The 16,298-nt window shown below is 62.3% G+C and carries 12 protein-coding genes and 1 pseudogene; 3 read left to right on the forward strand and 10 right to left on the reverse strand.

The genetic code is table 11. The features are described 5' to 3' along the window. Nucleotides 1-31: 31 nt before the first annotated feature. Nucleotides 32-1,681, forward strand: coding sequence for a phosphoglucomutase (alpha-D-glucose-1,6-bisphosphate-dependent) (pgm, locus tag ACRAUW_RS03500; protein WP_431361174.1), 1,650 nt, complete (start codon nucleotides 32-34; stop codon nucleotides 1,679-1,681). A 103-nt stretch (nucleotides 1,682-1,784) separates the two neighbouring features. On the opposite strand, the gene mltB is transcribed toward pgm, so the two are convergent. From mltB to ACRAUW_RS03550, 10 genes are all read right to left on the reverse strand, one after another. After that, nucleotides 1,785-2,867 (reverse strand): lytic murein transglycosylase B, encoded by a 1,083-nt coding sequence (gene mltB / locus ACRAUW_RS03505; protein ID WP_431361175.1) that lies wholly within the window; start codon nucleotides 2,865-2,867, stop codon nucleotides 1,785-1,787. A gap of 131 nt (nucleotides 2,868-2,998) precedes the next feature. Further along, a complete protein-coding gene (locus tag ACRAUW_RS03510; RefSeq protein WP_106843189.1) occupies nucleotides 2,999-3,613 on the reverse strand; it encodes a CDP-alcohol phosphatidyltransferase family protein in 615 nt (204 codons plus the stop codon). A gap of 16 nt (nucleotides 3,614-3,629) precedes the next feature. After that, nucleotides 3,630-4,280: an ATP-binding cassette domain-containing protein gene (locus ACRAUW_RS03515; protein ID WP_431361176.1), complete on the reverse strand. Its 651-nt coding sequence runs from the start codon at nucleotides 4,278-4,280 to the stop codon at nucleotides 3,630-3,632. 23 nt (nucleotides 4,281-4,303) lie between these two features. Next, a complete protein-coding gene (locus ACRAUW_RS03520) occupies nucleotides 4,304-5,938 on the reverse strand; it encodes an ABC transporter permease (protein ID WP_431361177.1) in 1,635 nt (544 codons plus the stop codon). Between the two features lie 77 nt (nucleotides 5,939-6,015). Further along, the gene (locus tag ACRAUW_RS03525) at nucleotides 6,016-7,212 is read right to left on the reverse strand and encodes an ABC transporter substrate-binding protein (protein ID WP_431361178.1); all 1,197 of its coding nucleotides are present in this window, start codon (nucleotides 7,210-7,212) and stop codon (nucleotides 6,016-6,018) included. A 17-nt stretch (nucleotides 7,213-7,229) separates the two neighbouring features. Then, the gene (locus tag ACRAUW_RS03530) at nucleotides 7,230-9,383 is read right to left on the reverse strand and encodes an FAD-dependent oxidoreductase (protein ID WP_431361179.1); all 2,154 of its coding nucleotides are present in this window, start codon (nucleotides 9,381-9,383) and stop codon (nucleotides 7,230-7,232) included. Continuing rightward, nucleotides 9,383-9,964 carry a carboxymuconolactone decarboxylase family protein gene (locus ACRAUW_RS03535; protein WP_431361180.1) on the reverse strand — a complete coding sequence of 194 codons (582 nt, stop codon included), beginning with the start codon at nucleotides 9,962-9,964 and terminating at the stop codon, nucleotides 9,383-9,385. The genes ACRAUW_RS03530 and ACRAUW_RS03535 overlap by 1 nt, the downstream gene beginning before the upstream one ends. A 25-nt stretch (nucleotides 9,965-9,989) precedes the next feature. Then, complete coding sequence (locus ACRAUW_RS03540) at nucleotides 9,990-10,664, reverse strand: DUF1499 domain-containing protein (RefSeq protein WP_431361181.1); 675 nt, start codon at nucleotides 10,662-10,664, stop codon at nucleotides 9,990-9,992. 179 nt (nucleotides 10,665-10,843) lie between these two features. Next, complete coding sequence (locus ACRAUW_RS03545) at nucleotides 10,844-11,122, reverse strand: peptidylprolyl isomerase (RefSeq protein WP_033136755.1); 279 nt, start codon at nucleotides 11,120-11,122, stop codon at nucleotides 10,844-10,846. Nucleotides 11,123-11,255: 133 nt separating this feature from the next. Further along, nucleotides 11,256-11,630 (reverse strand): hypothetical protein, encoded by a 375-nt coding sequence (locus tag ACRAUW_RS03550; RefSeq protein ID WP_058056020.1) that lies wholly within the window; start codon nucleotides 11,628-11,630, stop codon nucleotides 11,256-11,258. Between the two features lie 514 nt (nucleotides 11,631-12,144). Between ACRAUW_RS03550 and tamA the strand changes: the two genes are divergently transcribed. Together tamA and ACRAUW_RS03560 are read left to right on the forward strand one after the other, a co-directional pair. Beyond that, a complete protein-coding gene (tamA, locus tag ACRAUW_RS03555; protein ID WP_431361182.1) occupies nucleotides 12,145-13,920 on the forward strand; it encodes an autotransporter assembly complex protein TamA in 1,776 nt (591 codons plus the stop codon). Nucleotides 13,921-13,981: 61 nt separating this feature from the next. Continuing rightward, nucleotides 13,982-16,298, forward strand: a pseudogene (locus ACRAUW_RS03560) (translocation/assembly module TamB domain-containing protein); the annotation flags it as partial.

A 16,298-nucleotide genomic window follows, 5' to 3' on the forward strand; every position in this document is an offset into this window, starting at 1 on the left:
GGCAAGGCCGCCATTACGCAAGGAAAACGCCATGGCTCAGCACTCCCACGCCGGTCAGCCGGCCCGTTTAAGCGACCTGACCAATATTCCCCGTCTGGTCAGCGCCTACTACCTCAACAAGCCGGACATGAGCCGCCCTGAACAGCGGGTGGCCTTCGGTACCTCCGGCCACCGTGGCAGCGCCCTGCACAGTGCCTTTACCGAATCCCATATTCTGGCGGTGACCCAGGCGCTGGTGGAGTATCGCCAGCAGGCCGGTATCACTGGCCCGCTGTTTGTCGGCATGGATACTCACGCCCTGTCCGAATCTGCCTTTGCCAGTGCAGTCGAAGTGCTGGCCGCCAATGGCGTTGAAACTCGCATTCAGGCTGGCCTTGGCTTTACCCCGACCCCGGTCATCTCTCACGCCATCCTGCGCCATAACGCGGGCAAGCCTGCAGCGCGCGCCGACGGCGTGGTGATCACTCCGTCCCACAACCCGCCGGAAGATGGTGGCTTCAAGTACAATCCGCCCCACGGTGGCCCCGCCGAAGGGGAGATCACCAAGTGGGTGGAAGACCGCGCAAACGCCATTCTGGAAGCGGGTCTGGCCGGTGTGAAACGGATGCCGTTCGCCGAGGCGCTCAAGAGCCGGTTCGTGGCCCTGCACGACTATGTCACCCCCTATGTGGATGATCTGAAGAACGTGCTGGACATGGACGCCATCAAGAACGCTGGCATCAAGATCGGTGTCGATCCGCTGGGCGGCTCCGGCGTCGCCTACTGGGACGTCATCGCCAAGACCTATGGTCTGAACATCGAGGTGGTGAACTACAAGGTCGACCCGACCTTCTCCTTCATGACCCTGGATAAAGACGGCAAGATCCGGATGGATTGCTCCAGCCCGTTCGCCATGGCCAGCCTGATCGCGCTCAAGGACAAGTTCGACATCGCCCTTGGCAACGACCCTGACTACGACCGTCACGGTATCGTTACCAAGTCCGGCCTGATGAACCCGAACCACTATCTGGCGGTGGCAATCCAGTATCTGTTTACCCATCGCACCGGCTGGTCTGCCGATGCAGCCGTCGGCAAGACGCTGGTCTCTTCCTCCATGATCGACCGGGTGGCTGGCGAGATTGGCCGTACCCTGAAAGAGGTGCCGGTCGGCTTCAAGTGGTTCGTGGATGGCCTCTACAGCGGCGAGTTTGGCTTTGGCGGCGAGGAGAGCGCAGGCGCCTCCTTCCTGCGCAAAGATGGCACCGTCTGGACCACCGACAAGGATGGTTTCATTCTGGCGCTGCTGGCGGCGGAAATTCTGGCTGTGACCGGCAAGGATCCGCAGGCCCACTACGACGCACTGGAAGCCAGGTTCGGCCGCTCCAGCTACCGCCGTATCGACGCCCCGGCCAACAGCGCCCAGAAAGCGGTGCTCTCCAAGCTGGATCCGGCACTGGTGGAAGCCTCTACCCTGGCCGGTGAGCCCATCATCGCCAAGCTGACCAAGGCACCGGGCAACGATGCAGCCATCGGCGGCCTCAAGGTGGTGACCGAGAACGGCTGGTTCGCGGCGCGCCCTTCCGGCACTGAGTCTATCTACAAGATCTATATGGAGAGCTTCAAGGGCGACGCGCACCTGGACCTCATCCAGCAGGAAGCCCAGCAGATCGTCTCTGCCGCCCTGGCCAAGGCAGGCGTCTAAATCAGGTAGCCATCCTTGAGCCCGTGATGGGGTTGAACGCTGGATATAAAAAAGGAGCCATAATGGCTCCTTTTTTCATTGTCTGTTTTATGCCTGCGAGTTGTCAGCGCGTCGCCTTCACCGCCAGCCCCAGCTGCCATACCGCCATGGCGTAGTGGGTGCTGTGGTTGTAGCGGGTAATGGTGTAGAAGTTGGGCAGGCCGTACCAGTATTGGTAGCCGGTGCCGACATCGAGGCGCAGCAGGCTCGACTCGCTGTGGTTGCCCAGGCTGCTGGTGGGGGGCAGCCCCGCGCGGCGCAGGGTGGCCACCGGGTAGCGGGTCTGGAAGCCATGTTCATAGCCTGGCAGTTGGCCCTGACCACGCACCGCCACCGGTTGCCCTTTCTCCCAGCCATGGGCCTTGAAGTAGTTGGCGACGCTGCCGATGGCATCCACCGGATCCCACAGGTTGGTGTGGCCGTTGCCGTCAAAGTCCACCGCATAGCGCTGGAAGCTGGAGGGCATAAACTGGCCGTAGCCCATGGCGCCCGCATAGGAGCCCTTGGGTTCGGTGGGATCCATCCCCTCGTCGCGGGTCATCACCAGGAAGGCTTCCAGTTCGCTGGTGAAGAACTCGGCGCGGCGCGGGTAATCAAACGCCAGGGTGGCCAGCGCATCCAGAATGCGGGTCTTGCCCATCACCCGTCCCCAGCGGGTCTCGACCCCGATAATGCCGACGATGATCTCCGGCGGTACCCCGTAGGTCTGCTCCGCCCGGTTCAGCTCGCTTGCGTATTCACGCCAGAAGTTGACGCCGTTCTGTACGTTGTCCGGGGTGATGAACTTGGCGCGATAGCGGTTCCAGGCGCCGGTCGGGCCGGTGGGCTTGGCGGTAGTCGGCGCCTGGGCATCCATCAGGCGGATGATCCAGTCGTAACGCTCTGCCTGTGCCAGCACCTGATGCAGCTGGGCGTTGTCAAAACCGTGCTTCTCGACCATCTTCTGGACGAACCTGTCCACGTTGGGGCGATTAGCGAAGTCCCCCTTGCTAACCCCTTGTGTATAAACGGGTTTGCTCGATGGTGCCTGATTGATAAAGGCGCTCTTGGGTTGGGGGACGACCACGGGGTTTGGCGCTGGGGCGCTGCTGCAGCCACCGAGCAGGGGGAATAATGACAGAGTGAGAAGAGAGGCAAGGCGACGCATAGGGTTCTCAAAGAGACTGATAAAAGTGTCGTCATGGTAAAACATTGCCATCCCCGTGCAAGTGTTCCGTGCGCCTTGTTTGCCGCCAATTCATCGTGCGATAGATTAGTCCTCGGTGAGGGCTGTGTTGTTTAGGGCTGGGGAGGACGTAGCGTGTGGTAGCCGCTCCAGAGCCTGGTCAGGGTGGTGATGGCGCAGAGCAGGGCAAAGCCATAGGCGAGCGGGGCGAAGGCGGCGGGCCACAGGCACATCAGCACAAAGAGGGCGATGGTCTCGCTCCCCTCGGTGAGGCCGCCCAGATAGTAGAGGGATTTGTGGTGGTAGACCGGATTGTCGATCCCCCGCTTGCCCGCCATGATGGCAAATGCCAGAAAGCTCGAGCCGGTGCCCATAAAGGCAAACAGCAGGGTGGCGGCGGGCAGCGCATTGGCGGGGGCGGCGAGGGCAAAGCCCAGCACCACGGCGGCGTAGAAGATGAAATCCAGCGTGATGTCGAGAAAGCCGCCGCAGTCGGTGATGCCGGTTTCCCGTGCCACGGCGCCGTCCAGCCCGTCCAGCAGCCGGTTGAGCAGGATGGTCGCGAGTGCCCACTGATAGCTGCCAAAGGCCAGCAGCGGCAGCGCCAGCATGCCGATGGCAAAGCCGGTGAGGCTGACCTGATTGGCACTGATCCCGGCACGGCAGAGCGGTTTGGCAAGCTGGGTGAGGGGGCTGCGGATCACGGGGATCAGATGGCGATCAAACAAGGTGAACACTCCTCGGTTAACAGTGGCATTCGGTGAGGTTGAGTATGGTGCCCGGCGCGTCTTCCGCATCGTGGGTCACCAGAATAGCGGGGATGGCCAGCGCCTTGATCTGCGCGAACACCAGCTCGCGAAAGGCGGCCCGCAGCGGCTTGTCGAGGCGGGAGAAGGGCTCGTCCAGCAGCAGGGCGTCGGGTTCGGCCAACAGTGCCCGCAGCAGACTGACCCGCGCCCGCTGACCTCCTGACAGCAGCTGCGGCAGCTTGTCAGCCTGATCCGCCAGCGAGACTTGTGCCAATGCGGTCAGTGCCTTTTCCCGCCGCGCGCGTTTTCCCTTGATGGTCGCTGGCATGCCGAACATCAGGTTCTCCGCCACCGTCAGATGGGCAAACAGCAGGTCATCCTGAAACAGCATGCCGATGCGCCGCGCTTGCACGGGCAAGGCGTTGAGTGGCCGCTCGCCGAGCCTTATCTCCCCCTCCAGCCGGATCGGGCCATTTTCTGTCAGTGCGCCGGGCAGTACCCCGGCGATCCCCGCCAGCAGGGAACTTTTACCACAACCGCTGGGGCCCATCAGGGTCAATACCTCGCCGGGGGCCACCTGCAGGGCAGGGAGCGAAAGCAGCAGATTTTCATCAAGGTAAAGCCGAAGAGGCGTGGTGCTCAGCATATGGCTGTTTCCATCGTGAGAGATCATCGTTGGCCGCTCCCCTGGAGCGCTGGATTGATCCGCGCTGGCAGCCAGAGCGCCAGCAGATAGATAACGAGCGGTAGCAGCAGTTGCAGCAGGCCGTAGAGACCCGCTAGCCGCCGGTTGAGGCCGCTGCCGATGGCCACCGCTTCGGTGGTGATGGTGGCCACTCTGCCAGCGCCAAAGAGCAGGGTCGGCAGATACTGGGCCAGGCTCACCGCTGCCCCGACGCCGAAGGCAAACAGCAGCGGGCGCGCCAGCAGCGGCGCTTTGACCTGCCACCAGGCTCGCCATGGCGTTGCCCCCAGCAGCAGGGCGCTCTGGGTGATCCGCGGATCGAACTGGCGATAAGGGCCGTGCAGGCACAAATAGACATAGGGAAAGACAAACAGCAGCTGACTCCAGAGCACCCAGCCCCAGCCAATGCCGCTGCTTATCGAGTCATGTGCAAGCCAGTCCAACCCGAGCCGGATACCAAATAGTAGGCTCGCTTGTGGCAGCAACAGCGGCAGGCAGATAAGCCAGAGCGGCCAGGGGTGGCGGCCGGCTTGTGCCTCCAGACTACACACCGCCATCATTAGTGCCAGCAATCCGCTCGTCAGCGCCAGTAGTGCGCTGGTTGCCAGCAGCGGCAGCAGGGTTGGCAGCAGATCCAGCCAGTAGTGACTGCTCCATTGGCTGGGCCAGAGGGCGGGAAAGGGCCAGCGGCGCGTCAGTGACCAGATCAGCAGGGCCGCCAGCACCGCCAGATTAAGGGTGAGCAGGGTCAATACAAAGCCTGCTGCGAGGCGGTTGGCAAAGGCGTGGGGCGCTGCCCGTTTGCCATCGAGCCAGCAGCCTTTGCCCACCTCTTTATGAAGCCACTCCAGTAATCTGAGCAGGGCGATGAGCAGCGCGGTGATGGCGAGCAGCAGCAGGGCGCCGCTGGCGGTGGCGCTGCGCCAGAGCAGATCCGGGTCCTGATACCAGAGCCACAGCCGTACCGCCAGCGGGGCGGGGGCATCGGGCCCGAGCAACTGGGCGAGATCCACCACCGCCACTCCATAGGCCGCCACCGCATAGATGGGTAGGCGCAGGGCTGGCCAGAGTGCTGGCAGCAGCAGGCGCCACCAGATCTGGGGGGCGCTGAAGCCGAGGCTTGCCCCCAGCCACTGCTGGCGTGCCAGTTGGATGGGTTGCTGTGCGGCCATCGCCATCAGCAGCAGAAAGGGGGTCTCCTTGAAAACGAGCAGTGCAATCAGCCCGAGCCCCAGAGGGTCGCGAATGGTTTGCCAGTCGGGGGGCAGTTCAAACCCCGTCAGCGCTGGCGAGACGAGCCGCAACAGCCAGCCGGAGGGGGCGAGCAGAAAGGCAAAACCGATGGCAAAGGCGACATGGGGCATGGCCAGCATGGGCGAGAGCAGATGACGGAGCAGGCCGAAAGCCCGGCTGTCGCTGTGGGCCAGCAGCAGGGCGGTCAACAGCAGACTACCGAGGGTCGAGGCGGCGCCAATCCACAGACTCAGCGCAGCTGAGTGCCATAGGCCAGGCTGAGCCAACAGCAAGGCGAGATGAGAGGCGGTCATCCCCTCCGCCAGCAGTTGCCACAGCCCCGCCAGCAGGGGGATGACGAAGATCGCCAGATAAATGACCGCCATCCCAATACTCATACTGGGGTGGCGTGTCAACCGGCGCCACGGTCGGGAGCGGGAAAGCGGGTGACCAGCGGCACTCATCAGTGGCCGTAACGCTCGGCCCAGGCTGTTTCCAGCTTGAGCTGCCAGCTGGGGTGAGGCTCGGCTACCGCTTTGAAGCGCAGTGCCGGTTGCCCCTTGGCTGAATCAGGCAGCGCATCGGCCCGCAGCACGCTGGGATCACCCCAGAAGGCCGGATTGGCCTTGCGCGCCTGCGCCGCCGGGCTTAACAGAAAGTTGGCCACCACCTTGGCACCCGCACGGGCGCTGGCATTGAAGGGAATGGCGAGAAAGTGGCTGTTGGTGAGCGCCCCTTTCTCCATAGCGACGGCTTCCACGCTGGGGGGCAGGGCGCCAATCTGGGCGGCGCTTTGTGCCTCCTGCGGATTGAAGCTGATGGCCATGGCCAGTTCGCCATCATCGAGCAACTGGCGGGTTTCGGCGGCGCTGGTGGGGAACAGTTTGCCCTTGCGCCAGAGTGTCGGATGCAGCTCATCGAGCCAGGCCCAGAGCGGGGCGGTGAGCTTGGCAAAGTCGCTCTCGGTCGCCTCCCGATAGAGGGGGGTGGGATCCGGCGTCAACTCCAGCAGGATCTGCTTGAGAAAGCTGGAGCCATGGAACTGGGGCGGCTTGGGATAGGTGAAGCGGCCGGGATGGGCCTTGGCCCACGCCAGCAGGGCTGCAGCCGAGGTGGGCGCTCTGGCGACCTCTTCGGTGTCGACCATCAGATTGAGCTGGCCGATGCCCCAGGGGGCTTCCAACCCTTCCACCGGCAGGGTGAAGTCCTCACTTACCGGCAGGGTGCTGTCTACCAGCGCCATGTTGGGTAGCTCGGCGGTAAAGGGAGCGCCGAGCAGCCCCTGCTCCTTGAGCGCCTTGAAGTTCTCGCCGTTGACCCAGAGCAGATCGATGGGGCCGCCAGCTTGCTTGCCCGCCTGCTTGTTGGCCAGCAACTGGCTGACGCTCTGGGCGATGTCATCCACCTTCACCTGCACCAGCTTGACCTGATAGTCGCGCGCCAGCTTCTGCCCAGCCCACACCAGATAGGCGTTGATCTCCGGGCTGCCGCCCCAGGCGTTGAAGTAGACAGTCTGCCCCTTCGCCTCCTCAAGGGTTCGTTGCCAGTTGTCATCAGGAGTGGCTAACAGCGGGCCGCTGGCCAGCAGTGGCAGGGCGCACAGCAGGGCGTTTAGCCGCTGTTTGAGCTGTGAGTTGAGTTGTGAGAATGGCTTGAGCATAAACGTTTCTCTGGTTGTCAGGCGCCACGGCGCCAGCGGTGATAACGGGCCAGCAACGCCAGCACCCGGGTGGGCTGGTGGGCCCGTTTCCATTCACCTGCCACGTATTTGTTCCCCTCCATCAGGGTGGGATAGGCGTGAATGGTGCCGAGGATCTTGCCAAGGCCGAGGCGGTGACGCATGGCGAGCACGAACTCGGCGATCCGTTCACCGGCGTGAGTGCCCACTATGGTGGCGCCAAGGATAGTATCCTTGCCCGGGACGGTGAGCACCTCGACAAAACCCTGGCGCTCCCCATCGGCAATGGCACGATCCAGCTCGGCCAGCTCGAAGCGGGTCGCCTCGAAGGGAATCCCCTGCGCCTCGGCCTCCTTGCGATTGAGGCCGACCCGGGCAATCTCCGGCGTGGTGTAGGTGGCCGCCGGAATGACCCGATAGTCGGCCCGAAAGCGCTTGAACTGGCCAAACAGGGCATTGACCGCCGCATACCAGGCCTGATGGGCGGCGAAGTGGGTGAACTGGTAAGGGCCCGCTACGTCTCCCACCGCCAGTATGCTGGGGAAGTTGGTGGCGAGGAAGCCATCGACCGCTATGGTGCCGCGGGGGGCAAGCTCGACCCCCAACGCTTCGAGCCCGAAGCCGCTGACGTTGGCGACCCGACCCAGTGCCAGCAGCAGTTGATCCCCTTCCACCACCTGTGTCTCATCGCCCCGGCGCAGTTGCAGCCGGATGGGGAGAGCCCCCTTGGCTGCGGGCAGATAGTCGGCTCGTTCGGCGCGCCAGCCGGTGAGTAGCTGCACGCCATCTCGGCTCATTTGCCCGGCAAGGGCGTCGGCTACCTCACTATCTTCGCGGGGCAGCAGTTGCTCCGAGAGTTCCACCAAGGTCACGGGAATGCCGAGCAGAGCGAAGCTCTGGGCCAGCTCGCAGCCGATGGGGCCACCGCCCAGCACCAGCAGGCGGCGCGGCGGGGTGCGCAGCTGCCAGAGGCTATCCGAGGTGAGGTAAGGCACCTGATCAAGCCCCGGCAGCTTGGGCACCAGCGGCCGGGCGCCGGTGGCGATAACGATATGGCGGCTGGCAAGGCGCTGGCCGTTAACCTCCACCTCCCAGGGAGAGACCAGCCGCGCCTCTCCTTCGATGCACTCCACCCCAAGCCCCTGATAGCGCTCGATGGAGTCGTGGGGCTCGACCTCCTTGATAACCTCAGCCACCCGCTCCATCACGGCGGCAAAATCGGCGCGGGAGTGGCTTGGGCTAAAGCCCAGCTCGTCGGCTTTACGCTGCTCTGCGGCAAAGCGGGCGCTTCGGATCAATGCCTTGGAGGGGACACAGCCACTGTTGAGGCAATCGCCCCCCATCTTGTGCTTCTCGATGAGCGCCACCTTGGCCTTCACCGCTGTCGCGATATAACTGGTAACCAGCCCACCTGCACCGGCACCGATCACCAGCAGGTTGTAGTCGTAGCGAGCGGGTTTGCGGTAGGGGGAGAGCAAGCGGCGCAGCGCGAGCTTGGCGGTCAATTTCTTGACCAGCCAGGGCATCAGCCCCAGCAGGGTCAACGCGACCATCAGGCCGGGGGAGAGGATATTGCCGGTGCTGGTTAACTGGCCAAGCTCGCTCCCTGCCAGCACGTAGACGAAGGTGCCGGGCAGCATGCCAAGCTGGCTGACCCAGTAGTAGGTGCTGACTCTGATGGGGGTGAGCCCCATCAGCAGATTGACCAGAAAGAAGGGGAAGATGGGGATGAGGCGCAGGCTCAGCAGATAGAAGACCCCCTCCTTCGCCATGCCGGACTGAAAGGTGGCCAGCTTGTCGCCAAAGCGGGCGGTGACCCAGTCGTGCAGCAGAAAACGGGCGCTGAGAAAGGCCAGGGTTGCGCCTATGGTGCTGGCGAAGGAGACCAGCAGCAGCCCCCAGGCGACGCCGAACACCGCGCTGCCACCCAGGGTGAGCAAGCTGGCGCCGGGCAGGGAGAGAGCTGTGCTCAGCACATAGATAAGCACGAACAGCAGGCTGGCCGAGACAAAGTGGCTGTCGACCCATTGCGCCACTGCAGCCTGCTGGGCCTGCAAGGCGTCCAGAGTGAGGTAACGACCGAGATCGAGGGCAAAAAAGGCGCCGATAAGGCCCCCCATTACCAGTGCAAGCAGCAGGCGGGTTCGGTTCATCAGGCGTCCTTGTTGTCTGGCTGGGCAGGGCGTTCCGGTTGCACCGGCAGCTGGCAGAAGCCCTGCGGCGCGATATCGAGGGCGGCGTTGAACTTGGCTGACATGTTCTGAAAGGCGATAAGACCGGTCAGCTCCACCATGGCGTCGTCATCGAACCAGGGCTTGAGGCGGGCCGCCTGTTCATCGCTTACCCCATCGAGGCCAGTCATCGCCTCGGTATAGTCGAGCACCGCTTTTTCCCGCTCGTCGAACAAGGGACTTTCGCGCCAGTTGGCTAGTGCCTCCACCTTCTCGCTTGAACCTGCTCTCTTTACCAGGGTCATGGCGTTGATGTCGACGCAAAAACGACACCAGTTGAGCTGGGAGACCCGCACCGTCACCAGTGAGCGCAGCACGGGGTCGATGGGGGAGCGCTTGCGGTTGATGACGCCGTAGAGGGTGGCGACGGCGGCAAAGAGGCGCGGCGAGCGGCCCCAGCATTTTCCCGGAATAAGCACCTGACCATAGTTGCGCTGTTGCAGCCAGAAAAAGGGGCGGATAAACCAGGCATATTCCCGGTCGGGTTTGACCTCAACGCGCATCAGTTACCTTCTTGTTGTTTCACTCTTACGGTTTCAAATTGGGTTTGTAGGCCTGGCCGAGGCGCTCGTTCAGGCGGGTCAGGAAATCCTCGATCCGCGCCCGGTTGGTGCCCAGATCGCTTTGCCCCTGACGGGAGGCTGATCGCATATCGATGCGGGTCTCTTTGGGGCCGGCAAAGACCCGCAGCGCCACATCATCCTGAAAGCCGAACCAGCCGGTGGTAACCACCGCATCCAGACCATCCGGGCTGGGTCGTACCTGCCAGCCCAGCTCCTGCATCAGTTCGCTAGCTTCAATCAGCACTTCGGCAGGAGAGGCCCTAGTAAAGAGAGGACCGGGTTTTGCCTCAACTGCTTTCAGCGGGGCGCTATTAATTGGCAGATCCTGCGCGGTTCTGAGCTCTGCCGCCCAGCGCAGTTGGGGGGGATTGTAGGGATCTGTGCTCACATCGTTGATCAGCGGCATGCGCAGCGCCTGCAGCACAAAGGTCAGCGGCAGCAGCAGTGGCAAGGCGCCAAGGCCGCTGGCGTAGCGGTTGCGGCTCCAGGGCAGGCGCACCAGCAAGATCAGGGAGACAAGGGCTCCGATGAGACAGATCGCAAAACCGATCCACCAGGGCCAGAGATGAAAGCGGCTGCCGAGGGCGCCAGCGAGCGGGAGTAACCAGGCCAGCAGGGGCCACAAGCAAGAGCGGGGCATAGCACGGGATCCATCGTCGAATGTGGACAATGCCGAGAAGGATAAACTTAATTGCCTGATAACGTTAGTAAATTGATGAGGGGTTGGCGTGGTTTTGGTCAGTTTTGCGAGGGAGATGCAGAGGGAGGTGAAGCCCGCCTGACGGGAGCTTCACCGAGAAGATGGTCAGTTGCGATGACTTAGTTGCGATAGAGCACTTTGATCAGATGGAAGCCGAACTTGGTGCGCACCGGCCCCAGCACCTTGAGCAGTTCACCCTTGAAGACTGCATCGTCAAAGGGCTTGACCATATCCCCTTTATTGAACTCCCCCAGATCACCGCTGCGTTTTGAGGAGGCACAGGTGGAGAAGCGCTTGGCCATCTGGCCGAAGTCGGCTCCCTTCTCGATCTTCTCCTTGATCTCCAGACACTGTTTTTCGGTCTTGACCAGAATGTGCTGGGCACAGGCTTTTTTCATCGGGGCGCTCCTGGGAGTGATGGCGAAGGTTGTTAACGCCAAGAGTGGTAGCAAATCGGGGCGCAAGAGTACCCCAATTTGCCACCGGCGTCAGCCATCACAGCCCGCCATTTACCGGCGCTCGTCAGCCCTGTTACTGGCGAGCGCGGGTGGCCAGCATGGCGCGGGGACGCGCTTGCCAGATGATCTCCAGCCCGAGCAGGGCGTAGAGGCTCCAGATCGCCAGTGGATTGAGCCACTCTCCCCCCAGTTGCAGGGTCATCAGGGCGCAACCTGCCAGCAGCAAGGTGATGCCCGGCAGCCGCCAGTGGACGGGCAGGGGGGCCAGCATCGCCATCGCCAGCAGAATGCCGAGGCCAAACGGCAGGTTCAGGGCAGTAAAGGCCAGCGCCTGCTGGCCACTCATGCCGGTCAGCAGGGCCAGCAGGGCGCTGCAACAGGCGAGAAAGGTGATGAACTCGAGACGATCGGCAATATAGTCAGCCATCTGTTCGCTACGTGCATGCATGATGTGTCTCCTTCAGTTGATGGTTCAAGTGTGAGGGAGGAGCGTCTGCAAAGGCAGCGGGATAATTCGATTGCGCTGAACGAGCAATTCTTAATCACCCGCTACGGCTGGCCTTGGCGTGTGCCGGGCCTGTTAAACGGTGAGGGTGGGGCTATGCCGACAAACTCTGTCGTGGTGGGTTTCTGGTGGTACAGAGAGGGGGAGAGGTGACAAAGGGGGCCTGACGACGAAGTGAAACATGTTCAGGGCAGGTCAGCTCGCTCCCATCGGGAAAGCGGGCGGTGTCATTGTCAGCAAAATGTGTGATTTGTGGTCAACCTCTTAAAAGATATGGCGAATTTGCCAATGGCGCCGCGCTGTTGCTGGCGGATGCCTATGTTAGGATAAGGTTCGCCATTTTTCTGGCGCGCATTTTTGTGTCACGACCATGCTTGGCATGGCGTGCTGCGCCGCATTCGGGGTTGGCCCGAAAGGGCGCCGGTTTCCTTCACCACAGATTCAGGAATATTGACCTTTGACAGGATGCATTTCATCCCTGCTGGCAGGGCGTTCACTGTCCGGCCCTGCGTTTCGCCGCGGTCTGCGGGTACTGGGGGTGGGCCTGTTGCTGTCGCTGCTGGCTTCGCCCGCGTTTGCCGCCAAGCTCACCTATCAGGTCAAGGGGTTGAAAGGGGAGAACAAGGATAACGTTGAAGCCTACCTCAATGCCCTGCCGGTCTATCAGGAGCGGCAATACCGCCCGGCTCGAGCCAAAATCACCGAGAGTGTGCAAAAGGCGCTGCAGGTCTATGGCTACTACCAGCCGAAAATCACCCTGAGTCGCGATAAGAAAACCCCGTCCAAAGTGGTGATTGAGGTGGACAAGGGGGAGCCGGTCATCGTCTCCCGCCTCGATATTCTACTGGAGGGGGATGCGGGCAGCGACGAGCTCTACAGCGCCCTGCTGGACAAGTTGCCCCTCAAAGAGGGGGAGCCCCTCAACCACGCCAAATATGAGTCCATCAAGGCCGATCTCGGCAGCCTCGGGCTGGCCCGCGGTTACTTTGATGCCAAGCTGAGCAAGAGTCAGGTCAAGGTGTTCCCGGACAAGGGGACGGCGGAGATCTTTATTCTGTTCGAATCGGGCCATCGTTACCGTTTTGGCGAGATCCGCTACGATGCCACCCCCGAAGCGCTTCACCTTATTCGCCCGCTTATCAACATCAAGAGCGGCGACCCCTATCTCGCCATCCGTCTGGCCGAGATGTCGCAGGATGTCTCCTCCACCAAGCTGTTCCGTCAGGTCGATATCAAGCCAGTATTGAGCGAGGCGAGCAACTATCGGGTGCCCATTGCGGTGACGCTGGATAACCGGGTCGATCACGAAATCGAGACCGGTATCGGTTATGCCACCGACGTGGGACCGCGGATGAGTGCCACCTGGGAGAAGCCCTGGGTCAACCGCTACGGCCACCGTCTGTTTGCCACCGCCAAGGTGTCGGCGCCGGAGGCAGAGCTCAGCTTCGACTACCAGATCCCGGTGGGTAACCCGCTGCGGGACTACTACTCCATCCAAACCGGTTACCAGTACAAGGACAACAACGATACCCGCTCCGATCTCACCACTATCGGTGTGCACCGCTGGACGCGGCGGCCGGAGAGCTGGGATCGGGATGTCTTTATCCGGCTGGAGAACGAGATCTATACCCAGGGCGTCGACGAGGGGAACAGCTTGCTGCTGATCCCCGGGGTCTCCTGGTCCCGACTACGGGTGCGCGGCACTCTGGTGCCCGACTGGGGCGATCGCCAGCAGCTCACCCTGGAGTTCTCCGATCCCAGATGGGGTTCCGACATCAGCTTTATGCGGGTGTGGGGGCGCAGCAAGTGGCTGCGTACCCTCGGCGATGACCACAGATTCCTGATGCGGGCCGAGCAGGGGGCCATCATAGGTGACAGCTTCTCGCTGGTGCCGCCGTCCTTGCGCTTCTTTACCGGTGGCGATCAGACGGTGCGCGGCTTTGGTTACGAGAGCATCTCGCCGACCGGCCCGGACGGCAAGCTGACCGGTGGCCGCTACACCAGCGTCGCCAGCATGGAGTACAACTACCGCTTCAGCGAGAAGTGGCTGGGAGCCCTGTTTGTGGATGGAGGTACCGCCACCAACGATTACAGCGAGCCGTGGAAGATTGGTACCGGTGTCGGTGTGCGTTGGGTGACCCCCATCGGTCAGGTCAGGCTGGATCTGGCGGTCGGGGTATCGGAAGAGGACAAGCCCTTGCGGCTGCATTTCGCATTGGGGCCTGAATTATGATCTTGTCTAAACGCTTTTTTCTTTGGCCGCTGCGGCTATGTCTTGCGCGGGGGTCTGCATTGTGATCTGGCTAAAACGCATCTTTCTCTGGCTGATGGGGCTGATTTTCCTGCTGCTCATCGGCATCAGCCTGCTGGGCTTTACCCATCAGGGCAACAAGTGGTTGTGGCAACAGGCCAAGGGGGCGCTGCCCTCTCTCAAGGGGGAGCTGGTGGCGGGTCAGCTTGGCTATGGCTGGACTCTGGAAGGGGCGGGTTGGCAGGATGAGCTGGTGGATGTCACGGTGGATCGCGCCGTGCTCGACTGGGATCTTGGCAAACTGCTGCAGGGCAAACTCTGGATCAAATCTCTTGAAGTGACCCATCCGGTGGTGAAGGTGGCCGACTCGGAGCCTGCGCCGGAAGAGCCTTCCGAACCCTTTGTCTGGCACCCGCTGCCACTCAAGATCCAGGTCGACAGTCTCAAGGTGGCCGATCTCGATCTGGCAGTGCCCGGTGTGGCTGTGACGCTGGGGTCCCTCGATATCGGCGCCACCCTCAACCGCAAGGGGCTGATTGTGCGCGGCCCGGTGCTCGATAACCTGAAAGTGACGCTGGATGACGCGGCACCCGCCAGCCCAGCCAAATCCGCCAAGCAGCCGACTGCTAACGAGAAGCAAGCCGGTGCTGCGGTTGCGCACAACGACAAGGTCAGCGCCAAGACCGTCAAACAGGGTAAAGGGACGCCAGCTGCAAGCACGGTAAAGGCAGTCCCCATTCTCCTGCCCGCCATCCATCTGCCATTCCCCATCCAGCTGGAAGGGGTCAGCGTGACCCGGGTGAAATATAAGCAGGGCGAGCTGATCGAAGGGCTCGACAAGCTACTGCTCTCGGCCACCGCCGTCGATGATCGTATCGAGGTGCGCGAGCTCTCGCTGCGCCACGCCATGGCCGATCTGGCGCTCAAGGGGCACATCCAGCTCAGTGATGACTACCCGCTGACGGTGACGCTGGATGCCAAGGCCCGCAAGGGACTGCTGGATGGCGAGTTGCAAGGGGAGCAGGCCACGCTGGCGCTGAGCGGTTCGGTCGGCAAGCTGGGGCTGGTGTTGTCGGCCAAGGGGCCGGTCGCCGCCAATCTCAAGGGTTCTCTGGCCGCCCTCGACCCGGATCTGCCCTTTGATCTGGCCCTCGACTGGAAGAGCCTTGGCTGGCCTCTTCACAAACCTGCCAAAGATGAGCCGATCTATCGGCTGGACAAGGGTAGCCTGATTGCCAAGGGCAAGCTCTCTGGTTATCAATTTGCTCTCAAGACGTCCGGCAAGGGGACCGATGTGCCCCCCTTCAAGCTTGCGTTGGACGGGAAAGGAGATCTGGAGCGACTCAGCAAGATCGCCTTGCAGCTCAACGCCCTCAAGGGGGAGCTCAAACTCGATGGCAAGCTCGCCTGGAACAAGGGGATCGAGTGGCAGGGGACCACCCTGTTCAAGGGGATCAATCCGGCCGAGCTGCTGCCTGAGCTGAAAGGGACGCTGGCCGGTGAGCTGGAGAGCCGTTTCGTGATGAACGAAGCGGGCCACTGGGAGCTGAAACTGCCCAAGCTCAAGGTGGATGGCAAGCTCAACCAGTACCCGCTGACCCTCAATGGGGAGCTCAGCGGCAACGACAAGATGGAGTGGCAGATCCCGGCGCTCTCGCTGCAAAGTGGCCCCAACCAGTTGCAGGCCAAGGGCAGTATCAGCAGCGCCCAGTGGAAGCTCGATGCTAACCTGCAGGCTCCCCAGCTGGGGGGCATCTATCCCGGCCTGAAAGGGGATATCAAAGGACAGGTGAAGGTCAGTGGCAATCAGCAGACGCCAAAAATCGATGCGGATCTGGCCTCCGAGCGGCTCTACTATGCCGGCACCGACCTGAAGGGCATTAGCCTCAAGGGCAATGCGGTGATCGGTGCCAAGCCGGCTGGTGAGCTCGCGTTGTTGGTGGCGCAGCTGAAACAGGGGGAGACCAAGCTCAGCCAGCTGGCCCTGAACCTCAGTGGCGATATCAGTGAGCATCTGTTGACCCTGACCATGAAGGGTGACCCTGTCGCCGCCAACCTCAAACTGGGTGGCGGCGTGCGGGGGGATCACTGGCGTGGTGCGCTCTCAGAGCTCAAGCTGAAAACCCCGCTGCGCCGTTGGGATCTCGCCTCGCCCTGGGATCTGGATGCGGATCTGTCGCGTCAACGGCTGGCGATGGGGGATCTCTGCCTCGGCTCGCAAGGTGCCAGCCTCTGTGTCAAGGGGAGTCAGGTTTCCGCTGCTCAGGGCGCTCTGGAGTTTGCCCTGAGCGAGTTTGATCTCAAACGGCTGCGCCCCTGGTTGCCGGACAACTTCCGCTGGCAAGCGATGCTCTCGGCCG

This window comes from Aeromonas sp. (assembly GCF_050633025.1).
GTDB lineage: Bacteria > Pseudomonadota > Gammaproteobacteria > Enterobacterales > Aeromonadaceae > Aeromonas.